21 protein-coding genes and 2 pseudogenes are annotated in these 24,792 nt (G+C 57.5%); 10 read left to right on the plus strand and 13 right to left on the minus strand.

Features of this window, described 5'->3' with window-relative positions; translation table 11 throughout:
* Nucleotides 1-316 precede the first annotated feature (316 nt).
* Both P3T23_RS31660 and P3T23_RS31665 read left to right on the plus strand, forming a co-directional pair.
* The gene (locus P3T23_RS31660) at nucleotides 317-1,507 is read left to right on the plus strand and encodes a cytochrome C (RefSeq protein ID WP_429320023.1); all 1,191 of its coding nucleotides are present in this window, start codon (nucleotides 317-319) and stop codon (nucleotides 1,505-1,507) included.
* 26 nt (nucleotides 1,508-1,533) lie between these two features.
* Nucleotides 1,534-2,208 (plus strand): c-type cytochrome, encoded by a 675-nt coding sequence (locus P3T23_RS31665; RefSeq protein WP_429320024.1) that lies wholly within the window; start codon nucleotides 1,534-1,536, stop codon nucleotides 2,206-2,208.
* 153 nt (nucleotides 2,209-2,361) lie between these two features.
* Here P3T23_RS31665 and P3T23_RS31670 read toward each other — a convergent pair whose 3' ends face one another.
* Together P3T23_RS31670 and P3T23_RS31675 are read right to left on the minus strand one after the other, a co-directional pair.
* Nucleotides 2,362-2,928, minus strand: a complete 567-nt coding sequence (locus P3T23_RS31670; RefSeq protein ID WP_429320025.1) for a phasin family protein — start codon at nucleotides 2,926-2,928, stop codon at nucleotides 2,362-2,364.
* A gap of 243 nt (nucleotides 2,929-3,171) precedes the next feature.
* Nucleotides 3,172-3,369: a hypothetical protein gene (locus P3T23_RS31675; protein ID WP_429320026.1), complete on the minus strand. Its 198-nt coding sequence runs from the start codon at nucleotides 3,367-3,369 to the stop codon at nucleotides 3,172-3,174.
* A gap of 523 nt (nucleotides 3,370-3,892) precedes the next feature.
* Here P3T23_RS31675 and P3T23_RS31680 point away from each other — a divergent pair.
* Nucleotides 3,893-6,013, plus strand: coding sequence for a Na/Pi cotransporter family protein (locus P3T23_RS31680; RefSeq protein ID WP_429320027.1), 2,121 nt, complete (start codon nucleotides 3,893-3,895; stop codon nucleotides 6,011-6,013).
* A gap of 65 nt (nucleotides 6,014-6,078) precedes the next feature.
* Here the strand turns inward: P3T23_RS31680 and P3T23_RS31685 are convergent, their stop codons facing one another.
* The 6 genes and pseudogenes from P3T23_RS31685 to P3T23_RS31710 all read right to left on the minus strand — a co-directional run bounded on the left by P3T23_RS31685 (nucleotide 6,079) and on the right by P3T23_RS31710 (nucleotide 12,636).
* Entirely contained in the window at nucleotides 6,079-6,258 is a 180-nt protein-coding gene (locus P3T23_RS31685; RefSeq protein WP_429320028.1) for a hypothetical protein, read from the minus strand.
* Between the two features lie 568 nt (nucleotides 6,259-6,826).
* A pseudogene (locus P3T23_RS31690) lies at nucleotides 6,827-7,174 on the minus strand (DDE-type integrase/transposase/recombinase); the annotation flags it as partial.
* 939 nt (nucleotides 7,175-8,113) lie between these two features.
* Nucleotides 8,114-8,329, minus strand: a complete 216-nt coding sequence (locus P3T23_RS31695) for a hypothetical protein (RefSeq protein WP_429320029.1) — start codon at nucleotides 8,327-8,329, stop codon at nucleotides 8,114-8,116.
* Nucleotides 8,330-8,980: 651 nt separating this feature from the next.
* Nucleotides 8,981-10,546 (minus strand): methyl-accepting chemotaxis protein, encoded by a 1,566-nt coding sequence (locus P3T23_RS31700; protein WP_429320140.1) that lies wholly within the window; start codon nucleotides 10,544-10,546, stop codon nucleotides 8,981-8,983.
* A gap of 930 nt (nucleotides 10,547-11,476) precedes the next feature.
* Nucleotides 11,477-12,145: an MgtC/SapB family protein gene (locus P3T23_RS31705; protein ID WP_429320030.1), complete on the minus strand. Its 669-nt coding sequence runs from the start codon at nucleotides 12,143-12,145 to the stop codon at nucleotides 11,477-11,479.
* Nucleotides 12,146-12,168: 23 nt separating this feature from the next.
* Nucleotides 12,169-12,636, minus strand: coding sequence for an NUDIX hydrolase (locus tag P3T23_RS31710; RefSeq protein WP_429320031.1), 468 nt, complete (start codon nucleotides 12,634-12,636; stop codon nucleotides 12,169-12,171).
* 194 nt (nucleotides 12,637-12,830) lie between these two features.
* Here P3T23_RS31710 and P3T23_RS31715 point away from each other — a divergent pair, with 194 nt between their 5' ends.
* From P3T23_RS31715 to P3T23_RS31725, 3 genes are all read left to right on the plus strand, one after another.
* Nucleotides 12,831-13,187: a hypothetical protein gene (locus tag P3T23_RS31715; protein WP_429320032.1), complete on the plus strand. Its 357-nt coding sequence runs from the start codon at nucleotides 12,831-12,833 to the stop codon at nucleotides 13,185-13,187.
* 213 nt (nucleotides 13,188-13,400) lie between these two features.
* A complete protein-coding gene (locus P3T23_RS31720) occupies nucleotides 13,401-14,015 on the plus strand; it encodes an HAD family hydrolase (RefSeq protein ID WP_429320033.1) in 615 nt (204 codons plus the stop codon).
* Nucleotides 14,016-14,567: 552 nt separating this feature from the next.
* A complete protein-coding gene (locus P3T23_RS31725) occupies nucleotides 14,568-15,248 on the plus strand; it encodes an alpha/beta hydrolase (RefSeq protein WP_429320034.1) in 681 nt (226 codons plus the stop codon).
* Nucleotides 15,249-16,161: 913 nt separating this feature from the next.
* On the opposite strand, the gene P3T23_RS31730 is transcribed toward P3T23_RS31725, so the two are convergent.
* The 3 genes from P3T23_RS31730 to P3T23_RS31740 form a co-directional block, all read right to left on the minus strand.
* Nucleotides 16,162-16,539 (minus strand): hypothetical protein, encoded by a 378-nt coding sequence (locus P3T23_RS31730; protein WP_429320035.1) that lies wholly within the window; start codon nucleotides 16,537-16,539, stop codon nucleotides 16,162-16,164.
* 102 nt (nucleotides 16,540-16,641) lie between these two features.
* A complete protein-coding gene (locus tag P3T23_RS31735; protein ID WP_429320036.1) occupies nucleotides 16,642-16,989 on the minus strand; it encodes a hypothetical protein in 348 nt (115 codons plus the stop codon).
* A gap of 117 nt (nucleotides 16,990-17,106) precedes the next feature.
* Nucleotides 17,107-17,565, minus strand: a complete 459-nt coding sequence (locus P3T23_RS31740) for a zinc-finger-containing protein (RefSeq protein ID WP_429320037.1) — start codon at nucleotides 17,563-17,565, stop codon at nucleotides 17,107-17,109.
* A gap of 576 nt (nucleotides 17,566-18,141) precedes the next feature.
* Between P3T23_RS31740 and P3T23_RS31745 the strand changes: the two genes are divergently transcribed.
* Entirely contained in the window at nucleotides 18,142-19,956 is a 1,815-nt protein-coding gene (locus P3T23_RS31745; protein WP_429320038.1) for an Ig-like domain repeat protein, read from the plus strand.
* Between the two features lie 37 nt (nucleotides 19,957-19,993).
* Here P3T23_RS31745 and P3T23_RS31750 read toward each other — a convergent pair.
* Nucleotides 19,994-20,128: pseudogene (locus tag P3T23_RS31750) on the minus strand (IS3 family transposase); the annotation flags it as partial.
* Nucleotides 20,129-20,753: 625 nt separating this feature from the next.
* On the opposite strand from P3T23_RS31750, the gene P3T23_RS31755 reads away from it, so the two are divergent.
* Nucleotides 20,754-21,932 carry a restriction endonuclease gene (locus tag P3T23_RS31755; protein WP_429320039.1) on the plus strand — a complete coding sequence of 393 codons (1,179 nt, stop codon included), beginning with the start codon at nucleotides 20,754-20,756 and terminating at the stop codon, nucleotides 21,930-21,932.
* Nucleotides 21,933-22,441: 509 nt separating this feature from the next.
* Here P3T23_RS31755 and P3T23_RS31760 read toward each other — a convergent pair.
* Nucleotides 22,442-22,804 (minus strand): hypothetical protein, encoded by a 363-nt coding sequence (locus P3T23_RS31760; protein WP_429320040.1) that lies wholly within the window; start codon nucleotides 22,802-22,804, stop codon nucleotides 22,442-22,444.
* 297 nt (nucleotides 22,805-23,101) lie between these two features.
* On the opposite strand from P3T23_RS31760, the gene P3T23_RS31765 reads away from it, so the two are divergent.
* Together P3T23_RS31765 and P3T23_RS31770 are read left to right on the plus strand one after the other, a co-directional pair.
* A protein-coding gene (locus P3T23_RS31765) for an IS5-like element ISRme6 family transposase (RefSeq protein WP_429320041.1) occupies nucleotides 23,102-23,919 on the plus strand; the annotation gives its coding sequence in 2 pieces (ribosomal slippage) (nucleotides 23,102-23,450 and nucleotides 23,450-23,919; 819 coding nt in all).
* 418 nt (nucleotides 23,920-24,337) lie between these two features.
* The gene (locus P3T23_RS31770; protein ID WP_429320042.1) at nucleotides 24,338-24,706 is read left to right on the plus strand and encodes a hypothetical protein; all 369 of its coding nucleotides are present in this window, start codon (nucleotides 24,338-24,340) and stop codon (nucleotides 24,704-24,706) included.
* The last annotated feature ends 86 nt before the right edge of the window (nucleotides 24,707-24,792 follow it).

The following is a 24,792-nucleotide window of genomic DNA, read 5'->3' on the forward strand; positions in this document are numbered from 1 at the left end:
GGGCCTGCGTCGCCTGATCCAGTTTTCGGCCATCATTTTTCGTCTTCATACCTGTATAACGCGCAAGGCACTATTTGGTGCACCTGTCAGTATGTGAAGCACGGCGCAGGGAGATATAGCCATGGCAAAGACTATTGTCAGTATTCCTGCATTTCATCGGATGCTTCGCTGTGGTTGGACGGCAGTCGTCGTGGCGCTTTGTCTGTTCCAGGCGTCTATCGCACACGCTCTGCCTATATTCGCACGTCAAACAGGACAAAGCTGCGTAGCGTGTCATGCCGGTGGTCAGTTTCCCGAGCTCACGCCGTATGGGCGCATGTTCAAGCTCAACGGATATACGCTCGGCGAACGCACCATCCCGCTCGCCGTGATGGGAACAGTCGATGCGACCAAGACCCGGCATAACAACGATGCTAACGGGAATCCCATCTCGCCCAAAGACGGCAATCTGACATGGGATGCGGCCAGCATTTTCCTCGCCGGGAAGATCACCGACAAGATCGGCGCGTTCGCTCAATATACCTACACGAACTACGATCACCAGAATGGCGACGGCAGGTGGATCGGTAAGTGGGCATCGGACAACACCGATGTCCGTTACGTGGAACGGATCATCGGCGAAGCGAGCGACTTCATACTGGGCGTAACGTTGCACAACAACCCGACTGTGCAGGACGTCTTTAACACCGCGCCTGCATGGAGCTACCCCTACCTTTCTTCGTCGACGAGCGCGGTTGGGTCTCCGGTGTTCACGCCTCTCATCGAGGGAGCATTGGCGCAGCAGGTCGTCGGCATTGGCGGCTACCTGTACTGGAACAAGATGGTATACGCGGAACTGACCGCGTACAGCACCGCCGACGGAATCTGGTCGTTTCTGAGCCATGGCAGCAAGGCCGGAGACCTGGCCCACCCGCAGACCTATCTGAAAGGCTACAACCCGTATTGGCGCGTTGCGCTGACGCGCGAATGGGGTCCGCACAACATCATGGTGGGGACGTTCGGCTTGCTTGCCGATGTCTATCCCAACGATCCAAACGCTTTCCCGATCTTCACGCAGGGTGTGACCCGCTATCGCGATATCGGTGTGGACGCGCAGTATCAATACCTTCTGGAGCCGCATACGATTACCGCACAGGCACGCTACACGCATGAAAACATCAGTGATCCGAATAATTTCGTTTTGGGCGACAGCCAGTCGGCAAATCTAAAATCGATGCTGCTGAAAGTGTCGTACATCTATCAGGCCAAGTACGGCGTGAGCCTCGCTTTCTTCAATGTGACGGGTAGCACCGACAGCGTGGCTTATGCCAGCAGCGCGAACTTTTCGCCTGCCACGCAGGGATGGATACCCGAGATCTTCTGGATTCCGGTGCAGAACATCCGGGTCGGCCTGCAATACACGCACTTCACTAAGTACCTTGGATCCCGATCCAACTACGACGGTAACGGACGCAACGCGTCGGACAACGACACGTTGTTCGTCTATTTATGGGCCGCGTATTGGTGACATTCAGCGGTAAGGAGGTTCGTGAAATGAAAACGTTGGCGCAAATCATCTCCCTTGGGATGCTGCTTGCAGGATCGGGCTGTCACGAATTGGACCGGTCAAGGGCGGTCGATAACCCGGCCGTCGCCGGCAAGACCATTGCTCTGCAGGTCTGCTCGAACTGTCATGGCGTGAACGGCGTTTCGGTATCGCCGGCCTTTCCCAAGCTGGCGGGGCAACGAAGGGAATACATTGTCGATCAATTGACGGACTTCAAGACGCATGCCCGATCAGACCCGAACGCCAAGAGGTTCATGTGGGGCTTTACGCACCTGAGCGAGGCGCAAATCGACGAACTTGCCACGTATTTTTCCAGTCAGAGGCCGGCTCTGGGTGAATCTGGCGACCAATCGCTGATTGGCGAAGGCAAAGCGATTTTTGTGTCCGGGTTGCCGGACAAGGGCGTCGCAGCATGCGTTTCGTGTCACGGCCAGCATGGCGAGGGAATGAATCAGTTTCCGCGGCTCGCCGGTCAACACGCGGACTACATCGTCAAGCAGCTATTGGTTTTCCAGCGCGACACCGCAGAAAGACCTCGCGGTGAGGTCATGAAGGCGGTCTGCGGCAATATGTCGGAGCAGGATATGCGCGCCGTAGCTGCCTTCGTGGAAGCGTTTCCGCCAGAGACCGAGGCAGCGGCCAACCCGCCGGCCGATCAATGAGCAAGTTGCCTTACGTGTCGCTGCGCCCGTGGACGTGGCGATTCAGACTACAGGCCGTGCGGTTCGATACCATTGTCTGTGCCACGTCTGTTCTGACCGGCCATCACCGCCCGCCGCGTTGCGACGTGGATCACCGGCCTCGGCAAGCGATCATCACGGTTTCGCGGTGCGTGGTGTCTGCCCGCCCGCTTGCCTGCCGGTCACCGATGTGCCGTTCAGCGTAGCCTCGATGCTACTTCCGGCGACTTCGATCGCTTGCTGGACGGTGTTGTGCATGGTGTCGTAAAGCGTATTGGTGGCGCTGATGGTCGACTCCACCGCAGCGACGACTGCCTCCGAACCTGCCGGCGCACTTTCCAGAAAACCTTCGGCAATCGTCTGGACGTTTAGGTTGTGCGTTTCGTATTGTGTGCCCACAGCCGCAGCAAAATCCACCAGCGTGGACGCGATAATACCGTACAGATCACGGTTGTATGTCTGGACCTTTTCAGCGATGGGTCCGACAAGACTCATCTGCAACGCAAGCGCTGTTTGCGGGTCGCTGGACGGCAGTGCCTTCAGTGCGTGTTCCTGCGCATCAGTTAACGTCGATCGGGTGGTCCGGAGATTCAGCTCGACCAGCTTCTGCCATCCGTCAAAGGTCTTGCAGGCTAGGACGAACATCGTATCGAGGCTGGCCTTTTGCGTTGACGCGAGTTGTTCGGGTGACAACAGATTCATTGATGTACTCCTGAGAAGTGCTGCAACGCTCGCCAGACAACAGGATGAACAGGTTCGCGCGGCAAAATGGCGTTGAGCGGGCAGGCCCGATGTGTGTTGCATCGAAACCCGTCGTTATGGAACCTTAGTGCGGCGTATGAAGCAGGACTTTGCTTGCCTTTGCGACGTGGCGTTCGATCAGGCGCCGATCGAACCGCGCATAATGAAGGGATCGGACGGCAAAGCGATTGACGCAAGTGTCACTTATCGGATCCGCGCGGCAGCCTTGAGAACCGAGTGACCGTTGATGGTGATCAAAGGCCGCTGTTGCCCGTGCGCGAGCTGTTCCAGCGTGACGAGTTGACGTTCGACAAGGGCTTCGAGATCCGCACGGTCCAGGTCGATCGAGTCTGGAGCGTCCTTGAGCAGCATCAGGGTTGCGAATTCATGAGGACTCGGCATCTTCGTCCCTTGGCTTGTAGGGGCTGCATTCGCTGGGAACCTGATCTGTCGCCAGTCCCACTGGGATCCGGATCACTCCATCGATCACGGATGCGGGACGTCTGCGCTGACTGGGTACGTGTCGCACCCAGAGGAATTCACTTTATGCTGTCTCCGGCCAATGATCAATATATGGTATGAATTTTTTTGAGATGGCCGTGTTCGCCGGAGGTAGGTCCGGGTAAACATGGAACGTCGCCGATGTTGGGGCAGGCCGTGCTCTGTGCAAACGATCTCTCATCGTGTCTTTCCACTCCAACTATCTGGAGGAAGTCGCGTTAGACTGGCCACACTGTACGATCGCGCGCTCGTTCTGCTGGCGCACGTTTCCGCAGAGAAAAACCGCAGGGGATCTTGGGTGCCTGCCGACCCCAAGAAGATTTGAGCGGCCGGTGCTTGGGCGCGATGACGTCTGGCCGTCAAAACGCGGCAGGCCAGTGGTGAGAGTCACATAGGCAACGATTTTGCGCCGGGGATCTGGATCATGATAACTACGTTCACGCTGATCGATCTCGCTGGCTCTATTGCCCTGCTGCTGCTGGGCACCCAGATGGTCCAGACCGGCATGCAGCGCGCGTTCGGCGCCGACCTTCGGTCACTGCTGGGTCGGACGCTGGGCGGACGACTCTGCGCCTTCCTCGCCGGAATGAGCGTGACGGCGGTCTTGCAAAGCACTACCGCGATCGGACTCATGACTGCCGTCTTCGCTGCCGAGGGGCTCGTCGACCTTGTCCCCGCCCTTGCCGTCATGCTCGGCGCGAACGTCGGCGCGACATTGATCGTGCAAGTGATGTCGTTTGACGCCGCGACCGTCTCGCCGACCCTCTCACTGACCCTCTCACCGGCCCTGATCCTGGTGGGCGCGCTGATGTTCCGCAAGGTATCGAACACACGTGCACACGATCTGGGCCGTATGTTCATCGGTCTGGGCATGATGCTGCTTGCGCTGCACCAGTTGCTCGCGTTGATGACGGACTACGAGGATGCCCCCAGTCTTCGCATGCTGCTGGGCGACGCGTCCACCGTACCGCTGGTCGATGTTCTGCTGGCTGCCGGCTTGACCTGGGCGGCGGATTCGAACGTTGCGGCCGTTCTGCTCATCGTGTCGCTTTGCGCGCAGAACGTGGTTCCGCCTGATACAGCTTTTGCACTGGTGTTGGGTGCGAACCTCGGCACTGCAATCAAACCCGTGCTGGAAGGGGGCGCGTCAAACGATCTCATATCGAAGCGACTGGCGGTTGGTAATCTGCTCACAAGGGCAGTCGGCGTTGTGGTGGCGCTCGCAGCGCTCGGGCCAATCGGCCGCTTCATGGTCACCATCGAGCCAGACAATGCGCGAGTGGTTGCGGATTTTCATACGCTGTTCAACCTGGTTCTCGCCTGCGTGTTCCTGCCGTTCGTTTCCCACTATGCGAATCTTTTAAGCCGACTACTGCCGCCGCTCGTGGCGGTCACCGACCCGCCGCGGCAGCCCTTCCGCGATCCCGCCGCAAGGCAGATCCCTATCGAGGCGCCCGGCGACGCGGCACGCACGGCACTTCGGTTCGCAGATGTCCTCGGCGGGATGCTGTCGAGCACCCGCGCCGCGTCGGTTGAACGCGACCGAAAACTGGTCGCGGACATCCGTCGGCGCGACGATATTCTGGACAGCCTGAATAGCGCGACCAGGACTTACCTGACGCCGCCTGATCCCGAGCCGCCTGCGGATCATGGCCATCGGCGTCTGAATGAGGGAGAACTCGTGGCGTATCGCGAGGAGAGCGATGCAATCGAGATACGGGAAAGCAGTGGCCACTCGCTCGAACACGTCGGCGCTGACGGGAAGACGCAGACGTATTACCCTGCAAGGTCACTTTGGCTCACCCTGCAGGATCTCCAGGTCGTTCAACAGCTGGAGCCTGCAGGGGGAGAAACGCAATCCATGCTTGCTACCTATATCCACGGGACCGCGTGCTTGGACGACTATCGCCTGTCCATCATTGGTGAATCCGGGAACGATACACGTACGATCCAGGTCTCGTTTGCGGCTCGGGAAATCGCCATGGCAGACCAGCAAGGCCTTCGCGAATGGCAGGACGAGGTCGGCACAACCTTCGCCAACGTTCCGCTTGGCACCGCAAGGCTGGGCTATAACCGCCCAGACCGTGAGATGCAGGTACCTGATCAGTGGTGGGCGTCGTTCCACGTGCCAGAAAGCAGCATGCGGGCGCTTTGCGAGGGTGTTGAGGCCGGCCGGATCACTGCTGTGAAGGTCGGGCTATGCCTGAAGAACGTTTACATGTCCGGCCACGCTGGCGCCGATTTTCCCGAGGAGCCGTGTCTGTTCCTCAGACCGGGCAAGAGCGGCAACATCATGGAATCGCCGGAAATCCCAAGCGGATACGTTGTTCATCTCACGCTCGATCGCGCAAAAGTCAGCCTTCGGCGGCGCGAACAAAACGACAGCACGCACGAGGGTCTGCCGCATCAGGGGCGGACAAACATGACCGAGGCACATGCCATTGGCGCATTGGCGGAGAAGCTAAGCAAGCTGGTCGCCAGCCTGAAATGGCTTGGAGCGCTTATCGCCATCCTGGTTATCGCTTTCGCATTTAAAAACCGATGATCGAGTGGGTGTCCCGCACCGCGTAGTCGTTCAGGAAACCCCCTAATGAGCAACTGTATTACCAGTCAAGCCGTGTGGATGGATTCACCGCGCGGCTTTCCTGTTTTTGCGTTGAGGTTGAGGATGGCAAGCGGCTTTCGCATGCAGGCGGCCAGGGCAACTTTCCGGAGATCTCCGATGGCGATGAGGCGGTGACAGAAGGCATAGACGACGGGATTAAATCGGACTGCCGGCAATTTCACCATGTACAGCATCGCCGTGCGGCAGCCCGCCCGCCGAAGGGCCAGTTGGGACAGCCGCGGCGTGGGCGAGCGAAGCGCCTGCGAATTAACGCGTTGTAACGTCAGGCGAGCCGTTGCGAGCGAGCAGGCTGCTCGAAGAAAAGACGATCGTCGACTTCAGCGGCGCTCGTCGTTGCGAACGCAAACCGGTGAAATCATCCGAGGGGTTCCGCGCATAAAAGATACGTCAACGATGCGCCGCGCGGCGCTGTAGCCGGTCAGTAACGCCTTCCCTTCAGTCGAAGAGGACTCGCCACTGGAATCCCCGGGACGTGGCGGCGACAAAATCGCGAGCGATGTCCCGGTTCGTTCAATCCTTACGGCTGCGACATAGGCTGGGATCGACGCTCGCTGACCCGGTCAGGGCGAATTGAAACTGGACTCCATGGCGACCTCTATCGTGAAACCCTTGTACTGAGAGGTCCGTATCATTCAACCACCCAAAATAGCTAGCCGCGCCGGCACTCACGTACACCGGGCGTTGTCACGTTAAATTGTCCGCGACGTAGAATTGCGGGGGGCGACCTCTTCCTCAGAATTCGGACGGATTCTGGATGAAATCAGTGAAGCGATGCCAGGCGACGAAGCGTGCGCCGAGTTGTTTGCGATAGAGCGAAGCGCGCAGCAAATGCCGCTTTTGCGCAAAGTGCTGTCGGATCGGACCGAAGCTCGATAAGAACGCCTGCGTGCGTTCGGGATCTCGAACGCCTCGCATGCGGCGCTCGCGTTCACGCGTAGGTTGATGACTGTTCTCGACCCGGTTGTTCACCCTGGCACTGGCACTGGCTCTGACGAAGACGTGTTTGACGTTGGCCAGTTCGGGGATCTGAGTCTTTGCCGCCAGGTAGCTACGGAGTTGGTCGGTCACGATCTTGCGCGGCCAGGTTTCAACATATGTCCGGTATGCGCCAAGTTTTAGATATTCAAGGGCGCAGGACGGAGGTCGGCAACGGATCGAGGTGGATCGGTCGTCGTCGGACTCTGCGCGGCTATGAACGGCCGGCGATGACTTCTCCTCCCACCTGTTCCAGCATCCGCCACAAACGAGTGATAATTTAGCTTATTGATGGCGTCTTTTTGGCCGCGTAAGCTACCGGCAGACCGTGCGAATGCGGAACTCGCAGGCTGCGGCAATCAGGAAACGTCGGTGCGGGACGGGGGGTATAGCGATGAAAATGTCTCACAGATTAGGAAGCTCCGATACGGCGGGACCGGTGTGGGGGCTTATCTTTGGCATGTTCATGACGGCAATCGGCATAGGCCTCTGGTTTTATGCGACGTTGTCGGTACCCCCGGGACGGCAAGATCAATCGTTGGCCGTAGCGGCGATGCTTATTGGTCTGTTTTTGGCCGTCTACGCGGGGCGCGAACTTTGGCACAATCGTCGGTAGGATCGCCGGTCAGGAGTCAGGACTATGGATGTTTCCGATCAGGTCGCTCTGCCCGGCAGGCTGGCGCGCGTACGTCGTTGAGGCGCGCTTCCCGCTAACACTCGCGAAGTCCGTTTGCTCTGTCAGCACCGCCCAAGGCCACTGATCTGCATGGTCTCGACAACGTCTAGGCCGGCGTCAAGTAGGACGGGGGAACGGACGCGTCCGCTTTAGGGCCACTCACGGTCAATTGTCCAAAATGGCCGAAAGGCTGTTGAGGGTGGCTACGGACAATTGCGGACAGAGGTTCGCTATAATTTCGCGCTTCCCCAGCCATAACGTCAAAAATGTCCCCCAGGCAAAGCAAGTCTCGCGGCGGCCAAGCCCGCAAGCCTCTGACGAAAACGCTTCTGTTGCCGATGGACCGGTCCTCTGCCAGTAAACGTTCGCTATCGTGTCATCTTGCACTGGCTGCTTGTCGTGACGACCATGGCAATAGCCACCAGATCAACGAGCTCATGCATGCGGTGTACCTGAGCTGGTACCTGCAGCGCGCCGGTCATGGAAATCTGCCGGCCGAGCAGTTCAAGATCGCCGAATATGCCGTTGAGAACACGCTGGCGCGCGCATGTGACCGGTAAATGGCGAATTGCGTCTGATGTCATCAATGATTTCGAAACGCTGCTTTCGCTCTATGACGCCCAGCTCGCAAGCGCACGACTGCATGAGGTCCTGGAAGCCGAGCGACAGCTGAGGTGTTTTCTGACGGGGAAGAGCGACTCCCCGATTTCGATGTCGCCTTAATCGAGGCTCTGGTGAGTGGCTTTCCGTGCGGAAATATATCTAGGACTACTGTAGTTTTCATAATTAAAGTTTTCGCTCAAGCGACGACGTGTCACCCAGATTCAGATGTCCAGGCGGCGATCGCGATCGAGGGAGCGCGATAACGCCCGTCGTTGTGGCAAAGCCCAGCAAGGCGGGCACGGACAGGGGAAGCGGGGACATGCGATCGGGCCGCAGGTGCAGTCTGGCAGGACCTTGGCGATTCCTAATCGGCCGCTCGTCGCTGCGTGGTATTGCCTATGAATGTTCGCTTTGGGGAAGTTCCGCATCAGGCAGTAGCCGGCCACGAAGAGATGGTCACCCCAATGCTCGAACGGCCGCTTTCGCGGCCGAATCAGCCTGCGGGTGTTGATCATGTTAGGGCCGTCCCAAAGCAGGCTCTCGGACGCGGCCAAAAAAACACCGTCGGGCGGCCAGGTTACGGATAGCCTCGACAAGGATTTCGCGCATGCATTCGTTTCCGGAAGGTCCGATCAAGTACCTCGCAGCGATACGGCTGGCGGGCCCACTTTGAAAAAGGAAATCCGTTTTTTCAACTCGGCCGTCTGCCGAACCAGTGACGCTGCCGCGGCAGACGCCTGTTCGACGAGGGCTGCGTTCTGCTGCGTGGCCTCATCCATAAGCGTAACTGCCTGATTGACCTGCTCGATACCCGTACTTTGCTCGCGGGATGCGCCTGATATTTCGCCCATGAGCGCAGTAACCCGCGCGACGGCTGTGCTTACGTGGCGCATGGAGTCGCCCGCCCCCTGGGCGAGCGACGCACCGCTCGTAACCCGTTCATTAGAAGTCAGGATGAGGTCCTTGATTTCTTTCGCTGCCGCTGCGCTGCGTTGCGCCAGCATGCGGACCTCTGACGCGACCACTGCGAAGCCACGCCCCTGTTCTCCCGCACGTGCGGCCTCAACAGCCGCGTTCAGCGCCAGTATGTTGGTCTGAAACGCTATTCCCTCGATGACACCAATGATGCTGCTCATTTGCTGGGCGCCGGTCGCCAGTTGATTCATCGTCCCGGCAACACGGCTTACCTCTGCGCTACTACCGCCCGTCGCTTCGGAGGCGGCATTCGCCAACGCGCTCGCCTGCATGGCGTTCTCTGCAGTGTGTTTAACGGTGGCCGTCAGTTGCTCCATGCTTGCTGCCGTTTCTTCCAGGGACGCAGCCTGCTGCTCTGTTCGCCGCGACAGGTCGTCGTTGCCGGCTGAGATCTGCGCCGATGCCGTCGCGACCGATTCGGCGGTCTGGTGAACGTGACGGACGACGTCGGAGACCCGTTCATTCATGCTGCGCAAGGCATCCAGCAGTTGTCCGGTTTCGTCGGTTCGGTCGACGATGATTTCGCTCGTAAGATCGCCGTTCGCGACCGCCCTGGCAACGCTCACGGCGGCTCCGATGGGGCGGGTGATGCTTCGGGTCATAAAGAAGGCAAGCAGCGTCGCGGCAATCAGTGCGGCAATCGTGACCACCACGACAGCGACTTCTGCGACTTGCGCCAACTCCGTAATCGTTGCGCCCTGTTCCTTCGTGCGCTGCATGACGATCTGAATCAGTGCATCCAGCGCTATTCCAATGGGCTTGTCTGCGCCGGCAACACTTCTGTCCCGAACATCAATCGCCGCCCCTGACTCAACAAGCGGAGACAGTCGGTCCATCGACACCCGATACACTGCCGTTGCGTCAAAGAGCGCCGAACTTGCCCTCTGTTCAGCTTGGCCGAGATGTCCTCCGGTTTCGACCGTTTTGACAGCAGCGTCAATGTCGTCCAGATTTGCCAGAAACTTCGCCTTGTAGTCGCCCCCACGAAGCACATAGTCCTTGTAGTTATGAACAGCGTCGCCGAAAGTGCCTTTAGCGTGCTGCAGAACCTGTAGCCTGGCGAGGGTGACCGATTCAAAATCGGTCCATTCATTTGTAATTCTCGTGAGCTTGACGAATGCCGTCGCGCCGAGCACCACGGTGAGCAAGGCCGCGAGGGCGAATGCAACTGCGAGACGCACCCCGATGCGGAGATTTCTGAAACGAAGGAAACTACCTGTCATGATTTGTCCATCTCCCGGCCGTGAGAATCGAAGATTTTTCGGATGAGTCGCCGTTGATCTCATCGAATCGATCAGACTCAAAGCGGATTTCGGCGGCGTGCCACACACCATGCATTACGGCATATTTCCGCACAGCCTTGAGATATGGGAGTCCCTAGAGACCACTGGCAAAGGTTTTCGAATGGATGATTTTTTTGTCAGATTTTCCTGACAATCGAAGAAACCCCCGTCCTGGTTATGAGGTTGCCGAATTGCCCATCAGGCAAGTACGCAGAAGTTTCCGCTCGCATTTTCGATACGAGCCGCCTCACGTCCCTTAGACAACGCAGAAGACAAACAGGCTGGAGATTCTGGATGTGAGTCGACGTTGCCCCTGACAGGTGGCCAGGCAGGTAAAGAAGCCGGGTCGGTGAAAAACAGGCGTTTGACTGGCAGGCATTGGTGGATCAAGAAAGATGCGTTTCGCGCCCCTCTGTATGTAACCGTAGCCGCCCCGTACACGGTCGCGTTAAGGGGAGCGAGACCGATACGCCGTCGGCGAGTATCAGGATTGCCCAGTGGCGGTTGCTCATGTCAGGTTGACGCGAGCACCTGTCATTCGATCCGCCCACGTCTAAAAGTCGCCGGCCAGTGAGAGGCCGAGCGCTAATGCCTCTCGTGACTAAAAAGATCATCGACAATTCGCCGTGCTGCGCTGTAACCGCCCATCAAGGCATCTGCTTCCGTCACAAACGGAAGACCGCCGGCCTCCGCGAAGCGTAGCGGCGAAACATGGCGACCGCATTGTCCGCCTGAAGGATCCTGACGATCGCCACGTAACCGACGCGCGCAGCAGCGCCGCCGCCAAGCTGCGAGCTAATGTCGGATTCGACGGCCACCATGGGGGTGACCCGTGATATTCATACGTACGCGTCATGGGCTGTTCCACTTTCATCTGCCATCCCGGCACTCACGGACACCCGACATTGCTGCCAGGCGCGCACAGATCGTCGCGAACTCGCTGGCCGTCGCGCGCGATAGCCCAATCTGCACTTCGTCGAGTTCAGGGTCGTCTTCCGATTGCTGGACGATGAACTGCTTCACCCGGACACTTCCCGTTCCCAGTGCGTTGTGAACACTGTCAAGCGATACATTGCCGCGTTTGACCAGCAGGGTTATGTTGCGCTGTTGTTTGACCGAAATAAAGCGACGTTCTAGCGGCTTCACACCGACCAGAATAATAATCGTCGCGCCGATGGCAGCCGTGCACATCCCGCCGCCGACTGCCAGACCGATTCCCGCCACGGACAAGAGACTCGCGGCAGTTGTCAGTCCACGCACTATCTCCCCGCGCAACAGGATCGACCCCGCACCCAGGAAACCAATGCCTGACACTACCTGTGCGGCAACCCGGGAAGGATCGAGGACGACGTTCTTTTCGCCCAGCACATCGGCAAATCCGAAGGCTGATACCAGCATGATCAACGACGAACCGACGCATACAAGCATGTGCGTCCGCGAACCCGCCGCCCAATTCAATCTTTCGCGCTCAAAGGCGATGACACTTCCAAGTAGAGCTGCCAGGACGTGGCGCGACAACAGCCCGATATTACCTATCACAATTTTTCTTTGATAGTGATGCGTTAAGTCTGCTGCGAAGCCGTACCGGCCACGTTGACAAATGGTTGGGCCGTCCGGTGGACGAGTTCATCCGGCTTTTCTATGACGGCCGGCGGCAGCTCGGCACGATTTTCGTGCGTGCAGAAAAGTTGGACGATTTCCCGGGTCGGTATGCTCGTGACGAGCGTTGAGATTTTGCCCGGGTTGAACCACCGGCAACGCGAAATCTCGCTACGCGCTTCGGCGGACACGTCCTGACGAATATCGGCGCGGAAAACGTGGTGGTGTTTGCTGAGGCCGCCAAACTGGAACAGGTACGTAAGTTCCATTCCAACGAGCGAAGTCTCTTCTTCCAGTTCACGCAGGGCGGCGTCCAGCGGCGACTCGGACCGTTTTATCGTACCGCCGGGAAGCGACCATCGTGAGCGCGCGCGGGCGACCAGAAGCACCTTGCCATCGCGTACGCATACGATTGTGGATCGATCTTTCATGCTCTTCAGTCTACGAGGTGATGTTTGCGTGTATAGAGGTGAGGTGAATCAGCTTGGGGTTTTCAACCTGCAGAATAGCCCACCAGGAACATCCGCAATTGGCGGTGCAAAAATGACAGAAAACCTCGTCGGTTGCACCACGCGAAATGCTATAAGCTGAAAAATCGTAATGATTATGCTGGCGCGAAAACGACATGAAAAATCGCTCGCCAATTATCCTCTGCCTGCCGCTCGCGTTGTTTATTGCAGCCTGCTTGCTGTCCCTTCCCACTTTCGTGGTGGCGGTTGTCTGGATGACGATCGGCGTGATGGCGCTCGGACACCGCCCCCTTGAGAGCTTTCCTTCAACCGGTATCCGCCGGGAGTGGCTCCAGGGATATCGCGCAGCGTTCGTGTGGTTCTATCACCTGGCGTGGTGGCCCTGGTACATGCGCTCGTCGATCCGAGACATCGCCGGTCAGATCGGAGCGGCGCTGCGTCGAACGAAGAAATCTCGGGGTAAAGGGCCGGATACCCCGTTGGACCACCGGTCAAACGACGAATGTGAATGAACGCGCGACCAGAGCGGTCGGAGCAAACATCGTTCGATGGTGGGGCACAAGGCTCCCCGTTTCGACCGTTCGCAACGGCTGTTCAGATCCGGGAGTGATCAACTGTATCTGTCGAACTGGTGATTCACCAACGCACAATACGAGCCCCAGCCATCCGAAGGCGCATTGCCAAACGGCGCTTTAATTTTTGCGTCTAGCGTACGAACTTACCGAATGACAGCATTGATATCTCTTGTCCTGTTTGATATGGACGACGTCCTGTCTCACTACGACCGCTCAGCACGGGTCCATCACCTCTCAGTGGTATCAGGCCGAACATATGAAACTGTCCGTGAGGCCATTTGGGAATCCGGGTTGGAAGCTAGTGCAGACGCCGGCTTGATAAGCGACGAAGAGTATCTGACGGCGATGGGAGAAATCCTGGGTTGTCACGTCACGCGCGATGATTGGCTGGTCGCACGCCGCGCATCGATGTCGCCCAATTTCGAAGTGCTCGCGCTTGTTAGAAAACTGTCCGTGCGATACCGCGTAGCCGTTCTAACCAACAATTGTCGGCTGGTGACCGAAAACATCCAGTATCTCAATCCTGCGGTGGCTGAACTCTTTGGCCCTCACATATACGCATCGGCCTCATTCGGTGCGGCCAAGCCGGCAGCTCATTCATATCTTCGCTGCCTTGATGTCCTCGGTGTTAGCGCGGCCGAGACTCTGTTTATTGACGACCTTGAGGTAAACGTGGAGGGTGCAATCAACGCAGGTCTTCACGGGCACTTGTTCACCGGCGCAGGGTTATTATCAGAAGAGCTGGAGCGTCGCAAGTTGCTGTAGTTGGGGTGCAATCGTGCCAGTAAGCGTCCAGAGTGCCGAGCCGAAGGAGGGCGCGCTTAAACTGTGAGCGTCTCATGTTGAACGGAGATCGGACGACTGTGGCAGTGGGCCGATCGGTTGAAATGGGACAAGAGCCGGTCGACTTTTTCTATAGCGGCCGTTCGCAGCAATATCTGTCATGCTTGGCGGAACGACTGCTTCGATCGACATTTGCCGTGCGACCTAAAACTGGGGAATGGGTTGCTCATCTGTGACAGCGGCCGTTGGCCGAAAGCCTGACCGCGACGCAGGACGCTGCGACGTATGGGGACGCCCGGTCGGACTGTAGGGAGCGTGTTTGGGAACCGGTATGCTGAATTCGTGACGCACCTTTGATGGCATGATGTGGCCGCGTGACGATTCACGACTCAACAAGCCGCCCTCGCGCGCGACCTTGACGACTGAACACGATGACAGTCGAGACGACTGACGTGGCTTTTTTCGCTCGGCGGTATCCTGCTTGTACTCATGCCGATCCTCTGAACGTTTCCTGAAACCGAGTAGCCGCAATACATGATCGAGCAACCACGCATCATTGAAATTGAAAGTGCGCCGAATCCCGGGTTCGCGGTGATCCTGATGCACGGTCTTGGCGCCGACGCCAACGACTTCGCGTCGCTCGTCCCCGAGCTGCGTTTCACCGATGCGCCCGCCGTGCGCTTCGTGTTTCCCAATGCGCCAGAGATTGCCGTTACCGCAAACAACGGCTACGTGATGCGTGCGTGGTATGACATCCGCTCGTTTCAGAGCATTAATCAGCAAGTTGACGACGCGGGTATCGAATCGTCTTGCGCAACTGTGCGGCAACTAATCGAAGCACAGAATCGGCGCGGCATTCCGACTTCGAACATCTTTCTCGCGGGTTTTTCGCAAGGCGCGGCGATGACCTATTCAGCCGGACTGACGCACCCCGAAGCACTTGCCGGTTTGATCGTCATGTCAGGTTATGTACCGTCGCCGGGCTTTATTGACAGCCGCTTTAGCGCGTCGAACCGTAGCACGCCGATCTTCGGTGCGCACGGCATATACGACGACGTATTGCCGATTCAGTTAGGGGAGGCCGCACGCGACTTTGCGATCACGCGAGGTTGCAAGGTCGACTGGAGCGCGTATCCGATGCCGCATTCAGTGTGCGAGGAAGAAATACTTGCGCTGCGTGCTTGGCTCGGCACGCGTCTCGCAGCATCTTCCTGAAGCAAAGGTCAAAACCAAGTCTTTAAGGGGCCGAGGCCTGATCTCCACCAGCGCGCACCTCAATCCGCAGTAGGTGGTGGCAATCGCAACTGGCTGCCAGGTGTGTTCTGGTAAATTTTCGAGCGAGCGGCAGCAACTCAAAAGCTCGCCGGTGAATTTACGAGATGTGTCATGGATGTTCTTGATTTCGCGCCAAGCCTGTCGCCAGACGGAAGCAGAATTGCCTTCCGGTTGTCTGAACGGACCGACTCGGCTGAGTGTGCAATCTCCCGTGAGGCACTTGAAGCGCATTTCTGGCTGCCGCCATGAGCCGACGAAGTCCGCACGCTCAAAGCGTTCGACGACGGTCGAAATCGTATCGCCGCGGTCGCGGAGAGGAAAATGCGGGCTCGGTCGGGCCAACCCGTTCGCCTAACCAGTCATGACTTCGTTACCAGAGGTTAGCCAGCCGGCGCTTCGCGCACAGGCAATTCGAAACTGTATTGACCTGTCTCAAATCGCGGTCCATCGTGCGCAAGCTGGATTAAAAAGAGCGACCGTGTCGAGGCCAGATTTAAATGTCCGCTTTGTTGCTTCTTGGCACCTGCGGCGCGGTGTTGCGCGACAAAGGGAATGGCCAATGTCAGTGTTTGTCGACGCCTGTGTGAAGTTTTGCAAGGAAAAAGCAGCAGGAACCGTTGCGTCGCATGCGTGGCCGTTTCTGTTGCGTAGAATCCGGCTGGAAGCCTTGAACTACTGTCGCCGGATGCCTGAAAAACGCAACAGTTCCAAACATACCAATGAAAGTGATAATTTCTTTTATGTAAAATGTAGGATTCCGAAATTTATCGGCAGACGAAATCAATAATGCAGCGACCTCTTCGGCAAGTGCTTCAGCTGAATCGCAATCTGCCAAGGCTTGCCGATACGTCGATTACGGGATCGGGAAATGGTCCGTTCCCGTCAGAAAAACCTTCAACTGCCGCTCCGCTTCGAATACTTCGTGAAGAGGAGCCCTTGCGAGCTGGGCGTCATACAGCGTCAGCAGCGCTTCAAAGTCGCAGATTACCTCAGACGCGAGCCGCCACTCCCGCGTCTCATGAGCGTGCGCCAGGGTGTTCTCGACCGCGTATTCGGCGATCTTGAACTGCTCCACCGGTTGGTTGCCATAACCAGCGCGCTGCAGATACCAGTTCAGGTACACCGCGCGCATAAGTTCATTGACCAGATGGCTGTTGCCATGTCCGTCGCGGCATGCGACCAGCGCAAGATGACAGGACAGCGACCGTTCTCTGGCGGAGGCGAGATTCATCGGCAATAGAAGTGCTTTCGTCAGCGGCCTGCGGGCTCGGCCGGGGGACCTGTTTCGCCTGGAAGACATTTTTTCGACATTGCGACGTCGGGAAGCGATTGATTATGGCGAAGCCATATCAGAGATACGGCCGCGACGACAATCAAGGGCCGAGTTCGACCCGATTTCTGCCTGATCCCCGGCTACGGTTGATGTGCCCTCATCCAGTCGCCATTCGCCCGTGTCCCGGCCGCGGTCGAAACCGGCCGAAATGGCGGCTTCCGCGACGACGAGTTGCTCGTACGTGGCCGCGCCGTAGCCTGCCTCGGCGATAAGACCCGTCAGGATCATGGTCTGGGGAAGGGTCTGTGCGTTACGCACGCTGCCGACACCGGCCCGCATCGTTGCGAGCGCAAGGTGTACCCGCAGCGCGAGCTCGTCGGCAGTAGCGCGCGGCATCGGCAACAGCATCGTTTTGGCACGTCGTGCTCGTGCCGAGTCGGGGTTGCGAACGAATCGGAGAGTTTTGGGCATCAGGGTTCATTGGTGATCTCTTGAACGGGGATAGCGGCCACGGGCGGAAGTTGCTTAAACGTTGCCTTCTGACGAAGCGGCCCCGCGATGTGCGATGAATGCTTCGACATGCCGGATCGCCTGTCCGCACTGATCGAGTGACAGGTTGTGGATGGACGCCGGCACCGGATCGAAGCCGAGTTCAGATGCGACCCAGCGGATCGCTTTCGCGCGGGCCTCGAACGGATTGACGTGATCACGCCTGACCTTGGCCGAGACCAGTGGCTCGAGCGCGTCGTGCAGGCGGCTCTTCGCGTCGCGCAACGCGCCGTCGGCGAGACGTCCCAGCGGCACGTTCCGTGTGCTGCGCGAGTGGATGCCGATCCACGCCTGACACGCTGTGCAGACCCAGAGCGCGCCGTGGTCGTCGCGGTAGGGATACGACGCTTCACCGTATTTCACGAACGCGGCGTGAGCGCCGCAGTAATCGCACAAGGGCTGGGGTAATGCCTTGATCGGGCGACCTACACGCACCGGACACTCCTTCTCTCTGAATTCAGATCACATTATCCGCGATCGTCGGGAAGCGAAAGCTGTACGATTGTCGCGATCATTTGTAACTGAGACCGTGCGTCCCTCGCCCAGCGCAAGCTCGGTGAATGGCCGCGGCCGAGCAGGTTCGACCGCCTCTTGTCGACCCGACGCCGACGACCGCGTTGTCAGTGATCCAGGGGCAGATAACGAATGGTCCGGTCATTCGGAAATGAAACATATCGTCGTGGAGGTCTTTTCGCGCCCGTTCTCAACGACGCGAGCGCCGCCGCTACTTGGCAACGCCCCGATCGCGAACCAGGGCCTGCGCACACGGAATGCAAAAAGAAAGGTTGGCGAGTGCTCTCTTGCCAGCCTTTCTATAGCACTTTCCCGGCACTAACGCTGGCGGGCTTGAATTCTTTCCCTCCGCCATACATTCTTATGTCAGCGGCGAAATATGCATAACGCGACACTCTTCTGATCGTTCGAATCTAGTCCCGCTCGCGACGAGTCGGCGACCGGCGCGGGTCCGCCTTCTCGTGATTGCAATAAGCATCCTTCGGCGGGGACAATGCCATGTCCAAGATCAAAGTGTTTGCCGCTTTTCTCACGATTCCTTTCATCGCTTTCGCCGTGGGTTGCGGAGGAGGATTGAATCATACTTATGCAGTATCTGGCTCGGTTTCGAATGCTTCGTCGGGTGTTTTGATACAGGTCGATGGTCCCGTCAGCAAAACGACAACTACAGACGCCAACGGGGCATATTCAGTAGATGGCCTTCCGAATGGACAATATTCCATCACACCAACGCAGGACGAGTCGGTATTTGCACCAGGCTCGCTAAGCGTGACCATCTCAGGGGCCAACGCAGTTGCGCCGAACATCGCGCGCGAAGAGCCGACGGAAGGACTGAGCGACGCGACTATTCAACAGCTCGATCAGCAATCGGAAAGCTCCCTCGCCGCAGACCAACTTATGCTTCCGAACGGGATGTCACTGGAGTCGTACGCTGTATCGAGAGGCATCAGCGCGGATCTTCCTTCACAGTCCATTTCAGCCCTAGCTGTTGCCAAAGCGACGGCAGCGCTGCCCTTCGCCGCGAGCCCCGACCAGAAGAAAAACGATGTGGTCGCAAAGCTTCTGCTGCAGGCGCGGCTCTATGCTTGTGGACGGCTATCCACGAATCGGTGCACCACTTGGGACTACACGCCCGATCCGTCCAATCCAGTTATAAAGCCCGGCCAAATGGGTCTCACATACGTACACGGCGGGAAGACCCCAACGGTTCGCACGCTGCCCGACGACGGGTGCAAACAGCAGACCTATGGCATGGACTGCTCCGGTCTGATCGCGAACATTGCGGCTTCGGCGGGAATCACCGCGCCAGCGGGATCAGTAGCACAGTCCAGTGCTAGTGCGTGGAGCCTTCCCAACGACTGGCAGCTCAAGATGCAGCTCGTGACTGATGGCACTATCCAATCGGGAGACCTCGTCGCCTGGAATGGACACATCGGCATAGCAGAGACATCCGGATCAACGGATTCCGCCAATGTGATTTCATCGACAGGCGGCACTGGAAATTCAAATTGTGCGAAGAACATCGTTCCACCGCGTGGACCGCGATCACTTCAGGCGAAGGTATTGAGTGCCGCGCCTCCTAAAGGGCTAGGGCCGATCGTCGCAGTCTTGCGAATGGTGCCCAAGCTTAATGGGACATTGTCATTAGCCGCGAGCCCAACATCGATCCAATCTGGAGGATCCGATACACTGACAGCAACATTGGTCGTTCCAACCGGAACCCCGACACCAACTGGAAACGTGACCTTCATTGACCAGTCTGGAGCAACGCTATGTTCTTCGGTCGCTATGGATTCGACTGGAACTGCCAGATGCACTGCGACGATTAGTTCATCGACGTCTTCGGACACGATCACGGCAAACTATAACGGAGATTCGCATTATTCCGCCGCTTCCGGCACGGCGAAAATCAGCATCACCTCTAGTTCTACGTCAAACTATTTCGTTTATTATTTCGTCTTTCAAAATATCATGTGTGGAACTAGCGAAACCGTCTCTTTGGCCATAAATGGTGGCAGCCAGGCGTTGGCAGCTGGCGCAACCTCTTCGCCAGTGGGGCAGCAGTGCGGCCCAAACATGGCTCAGCTATACGATCAAACAATCGGCCCGGTCAAGATTGCTTTGCAACTAGGAACACTATATACGGCGACCTTCACATACACTGGGAATGGTGGACCAGAAGCAAATGCTCATTACGAAGTCGACGAATTCAGCAGCAGCGGCGCACCAATCCCCCCTGCCTTAATTTACTTTGACTCACTTGGTCAAGACAACGGGCAAAATGTGGAGAACTTTGGGACGCCAAGTCAATAAATTTTTTTATTGGCTTCGCGGTGCCGTTTTCATTTTGCAGACACCGCGCCCGAGTCCCGTCGAACGACTCGTTCTTCGCTTTATCGGTTGGTTTGCCTCGGCGTGAGAAGTCTATCTCGACGCCGTTCTCGTGCGCCAACCGGTCGAGCGCTTGGGAGATGAATTCGCTGCCTCCTATTGTCTGCCGTGACGAAGCGCCGTAGACGCCGGGCCGCAGCAATCCGATCCAGTGCGGCTACTACGTCTCCACATCGCAACGTGGGGTCTACATCGATTGCCATGCCGGTTCGGCGCATCGGTCAGCGAGCGCAAACGCCTACCGTTAAACGTTGCGTCCGCCAGAATGTCCAGGCTCTCGTGTGTCGCAATGGTCCGAATGGCATTAAAGAACCTCAAGCTGCGTCGTTGAACGGCGACACGTAAACGTGGGCTATAAAGGCCGATGGGGCGACGTGCATCGTCATACTGCGAACGGCCGGAAACTGAACGAAGCCGACACCTGAACGTCAGGTCCACGACGCCATCGAACGACTCTTCATGGCCGGCTGCTGCCCGACGCGGTCGGCTGGCCCCGACTCACTACAGTCCTTCAACCGGGCGCGAACTCAACGGCTGGTTGCACGCTACAAGTGCCATCGGCGCGGGAAGGTCGGGCGACAAGTGCTCGGCTTACTGACGTTCAACGAGACGCTTTCGACATTCGCATGCCGGCTTCCGCCAGTACCAGGTTTCGCCGGGATCTCGGATGCGAACCTCCGTAATGTATTATTAATTTTTTCGCTCTGCGGGGGCATATTTTGCCAATACTCGATTTCGGCGAGATAGCACTTGCCCACAGTGGGACGGACCGCGACCAGTTCGAGCTGTTTGCGCGCGACTTTCTGAAAGCTGAGGGCTTCGTCATAGTGACTCGGCCTGATCGCGGTCCTGATGCTGGCCGCGACCTAGTTGTGAAGGAGCTGAGGAGTGGTCCAGGGGGGCAAACGGAAGTTCGTTGGCTCGTAAGCTGCAAGCACAAGGTCCAGTCCGGAAACGCGGTCAGTCACATGGATGAGACGAACATTCGCGATCGTCTCGAAACGCATGGTTGCAATGGATTCATCGCGTTCTACTCCACCCTTCCAAGCAGCTCTCTTTCAACTCATCTCGAGGCTTTGCGACCGAAATACGACCTTGTGGTCCTTGACAAAGAGGCGATCGAACAAAAGTTGCTCGACTCACCGGAGGGGCGAGCGCTTGCCGTGAGATACATGCCGCTATCGTTTCAACGGTGGGTGCAAGCTGCGCAGAAAACTGTCACTCAGTTGATTGTAGATATGAAAATATCCCCACGAGGAAAACTCAACGGCTTGTCGTTTGATGACAATAAATACCTGCCTGATTCGAATTTCACGTTTACCTTCTCGTTCCATGCGAGTTGCACAGGGTCGTCGATAAAACTGCTCGGCTTTAGTATAAACTATTATGCAAATGGACTAATTTGCGCTGGCGGCTCGCCGTCCCTTAAAGTGGACGGTATTGCCACTGAAATCAGCAACGACGACGATCATCTTTCGCGCCCAATTCTGATTGAAAACGGGTCCAATCTGATCTATTCGAGAAAAAAATGTTACCCACCGTTGGCAGGGGACATTGCAGGGGAGTGTGATTGCGGAGACATTAGAGTTTTCTATTCGTATATCGCAGATGGACTAATACAGCCGGTGGAGTGCGTGTCCTCCTTCGAGCTGCAAAGAAACGGGCAACTGAGAGAGATCGATCAAATTCGTGACGTCCCGAGTCTTACAGACGCTTATCTCAGTCGTGCAGTCGAAGAGGGAAGAATTGGTCGCGAGAAGGCTGTGATTTTGCTGCAATATCCGTCTGTGGCTCGTTATAGAGCAGCACGCTCCAAGAATTCCTCACCCGACTTCGCCGGAGTTTCAGATACTCACCGTGCATGGTTGCAAGCGCTCTATCGCGGCGATTCGGTTTAACTGACGTTCGTTTAGTGTCAATTGGCAAAAATCAGGCATTGCCAGAGACTACTTTCGAATCCAAACCGAGAAAGGCTGCTGCTAGTGCCAATGCGACACGTAGATCCAAGCACGGAGTACCGCTTAATCGACCATTTCTGATCGAGGGTTCCATGTTAAGTCGGCTTGATGCGAAAATCGAAAGAATTCGATGCATACATTTGAATTTCTAGTTATTTTTTACTCCGTATCGCATAAGGTCCCTCCGCTTGGGCAAATATCATTTTACGCACTAGCGAACCTCGCGGTATCTCGACCAGCCATACTCCCGAGAATTGAGGGGTGCGGATAAATGCCACGTGCAATTCAATAAGCCCATGTGCGGCGTCTACAGTCTTGGCAACCATTTTAGGAAGACCCTCCAGCGAGGCCCGGGCACCCCATGGATTACGGGCGCGCAGATGCTTCCCGAGGCGGTCATAAACGTCGGTAAATTCGGCTTTGGTAAGGTAGCCCGATTCTTTGTGCTCCTAATGAAAATGATTGTTAGGCGAACCCTCGGGAGCAATATTTTGCCCGGGCAAAACAGGTAACGGGTAGAAATCCGGGTTGTTCTTGCCGAGATCGTTGACTATCCGCTTCGCGTGATAGTCCTTGGTGAAGTCCTGATTCTTCTCCGCCTTCGCGCGATGCGCCGCGTATGCCGATTGATTCGGAGCGATACCAGAAAGGGCGATTGCCTCTAGCCCCTTTCGCAATTGCAGCGCGGACGCTTCTAGATAGGCAACGCCCTTACCGTCCTTGAACGGCTCCAAGAAGGTAGTGGTGGCGGCAAGCCGGTTAGCCGCTTCGCTAATCATCAAGGCGTATATACCTGCCGTGTTCTGTTGCATCCCTCCCCCTTATACCTTGCCCGCGTCAACCGATTGAGGCGGCCTACATAGTAACGTTCCGCAGCGTCTACAGTTTGGTCCTACGAACCGCGAAAGGAAAGACGCGCAAAGACCGCTTACTGGGAACAACCGGCCGTTCGTTTGACGTTTCCTTGCAGCGGCCGTATGAGTGAAACTGGCCGGATGCTGTCTCATGTGATGAGCATACTTAGAGGCCAGTTCAAAAACCCCTGAGGGGGCTGTTTACTTTCTCGGCAAGCTGTTAACCTTGGATGTCTGAACAACGGAACCCAAGGGATGGAAGCGCCGATCATTGATGACGAATTGTGGACACTGATCGAACCGTTACTGCCGCCGCCCAAGCCCCGGCGCAAAGAGCATCCTGGTCGCCCACGCGTATCGGATCGGGCGGCATTGAATGGCATCCTGTTCGTGTTGAAAACCGGTCTGCGATGGAACCACCTGCCGACCGTATTGGGCTTTGGCTCCGGCGCGACCTGCTGGCGACGACTGAACGACTGGCGCAAAGCAGGAGTATGGGATCGACTGCACGAACTGTTGCTCGACAAGTTGCGCGAGGCCGGGCAGATCGATCTTTCATACGCTGCCGTCGATTCCTCGTCGGTACGAGCCGTTGGGGCGGGCGAAAAACTGGCCCGAACCCCACGGATCGCTCTCGACCCGGTTCCAAGCACCACATCCTCGTAGACGCCAATGGCGTTCCCATCAGCGCCATCCTGACCGGCGCGAACCGCAACGACGTCACCCAGTTGCTGCCGCTCGTCGACGCGATTCCGCCGATCCGTGGCGCGCGCGGCCGACCACTTCAGAGACCCAAGGTCATCTATGCCGATCGTGGTTACGATTCCGATCCGCATCGTCAACGATTGCGCGAACGCGGCATCAAACCGGTGATCGCAAGGCGCCGCACTGAACATGGCAGTGGTCTGGGCAAATTCCGTTGGGTCGTTGAACGGACTCACTCGTGGCTCCACAACTTCCGTCGTCTTCGCATACGCTTCGATCGTCGAGCTGAAATTCACGAAGCATTCTTGAAATTCGGCTGCGCCCTCGTCTGCTGGAACATCTTCAGGCGTACGGAGCAGCCTTTTTGAACTGGCCTCTTAGCTCGAAACTCATGAACAGGTGATCGGTTGCACTCGACCCTTCTGAGACGCTCGTCCCTCGAACTTGCAGCGGTCCGCTCATCGGTGGCAACGGTCATTCATCCCTTCAGCCCAGCCGGGAAGTCATCGGCCGTCCCGCCCTCTGGTAACGACTTCTGTGGTTCACGCCTTGGGGCCAATCCTAGCGTGATTCGTTACTGCGAGCGACCCGCCCTACCTATTGTGAGAACAGGCTGAGGGCGGTAGCTGATTTCTTGGTAATGGTGGGGAGCCGCAGTGGTAGCTGATATTCGACATCGATGTCGACAAGTCCGTTGCCCTAACCCGCAGCAACCGACAGATCCACGCGAGCTGTGCCTTGAGTCGAGACACGCTCCACCAACGATTTCAACCAACGATTTCTCGCATGCATGTGGACCAAAGGGTCGCTCATCCATCGAAGCATCGCGAACGGAAGATCGGCGGTCACCTTGTCGAACGCTTCCATCGCCAGCATCTGGTTGCGCGTACGCATGGCCACGCATTCTGTCCAGCCGCTGGCGGTGTCGGCCAACGTCACCCTGTGGACGCAGTCACCGTCGGTCTTCCGGCCGCCACAGTGTCCGACCATGTCGATCTCGAAGAAGCACGGTGGCGGATCGCGCCAGTCGGCGAAGGTGCGGACCGGGATGCCGCGTCGGATGACCGAGCCCGTATCCTTGCGGCGTTTGCGCTGACCGTCGTGTGTGCACACGCATTCGCCAACATGCGATCGGTGGTCGTCGCGCTGACTTGAAAGAGTCCCGGATCGAGGTCGGTTCCGGTGGACGGCGACCACGCCATGCCCGTCGGCATGCGGAACGCAGGGCCCTTCACGGAGGG

Source organism: Paraburkholderia sp. GAS448 (assembly GCF_050435685.1).
GTDB lineage: Bacteria > Pseudomonadota > Gammaproteobacteria > Burkholderiales > Burkholderiaceae > Paraburkholderia.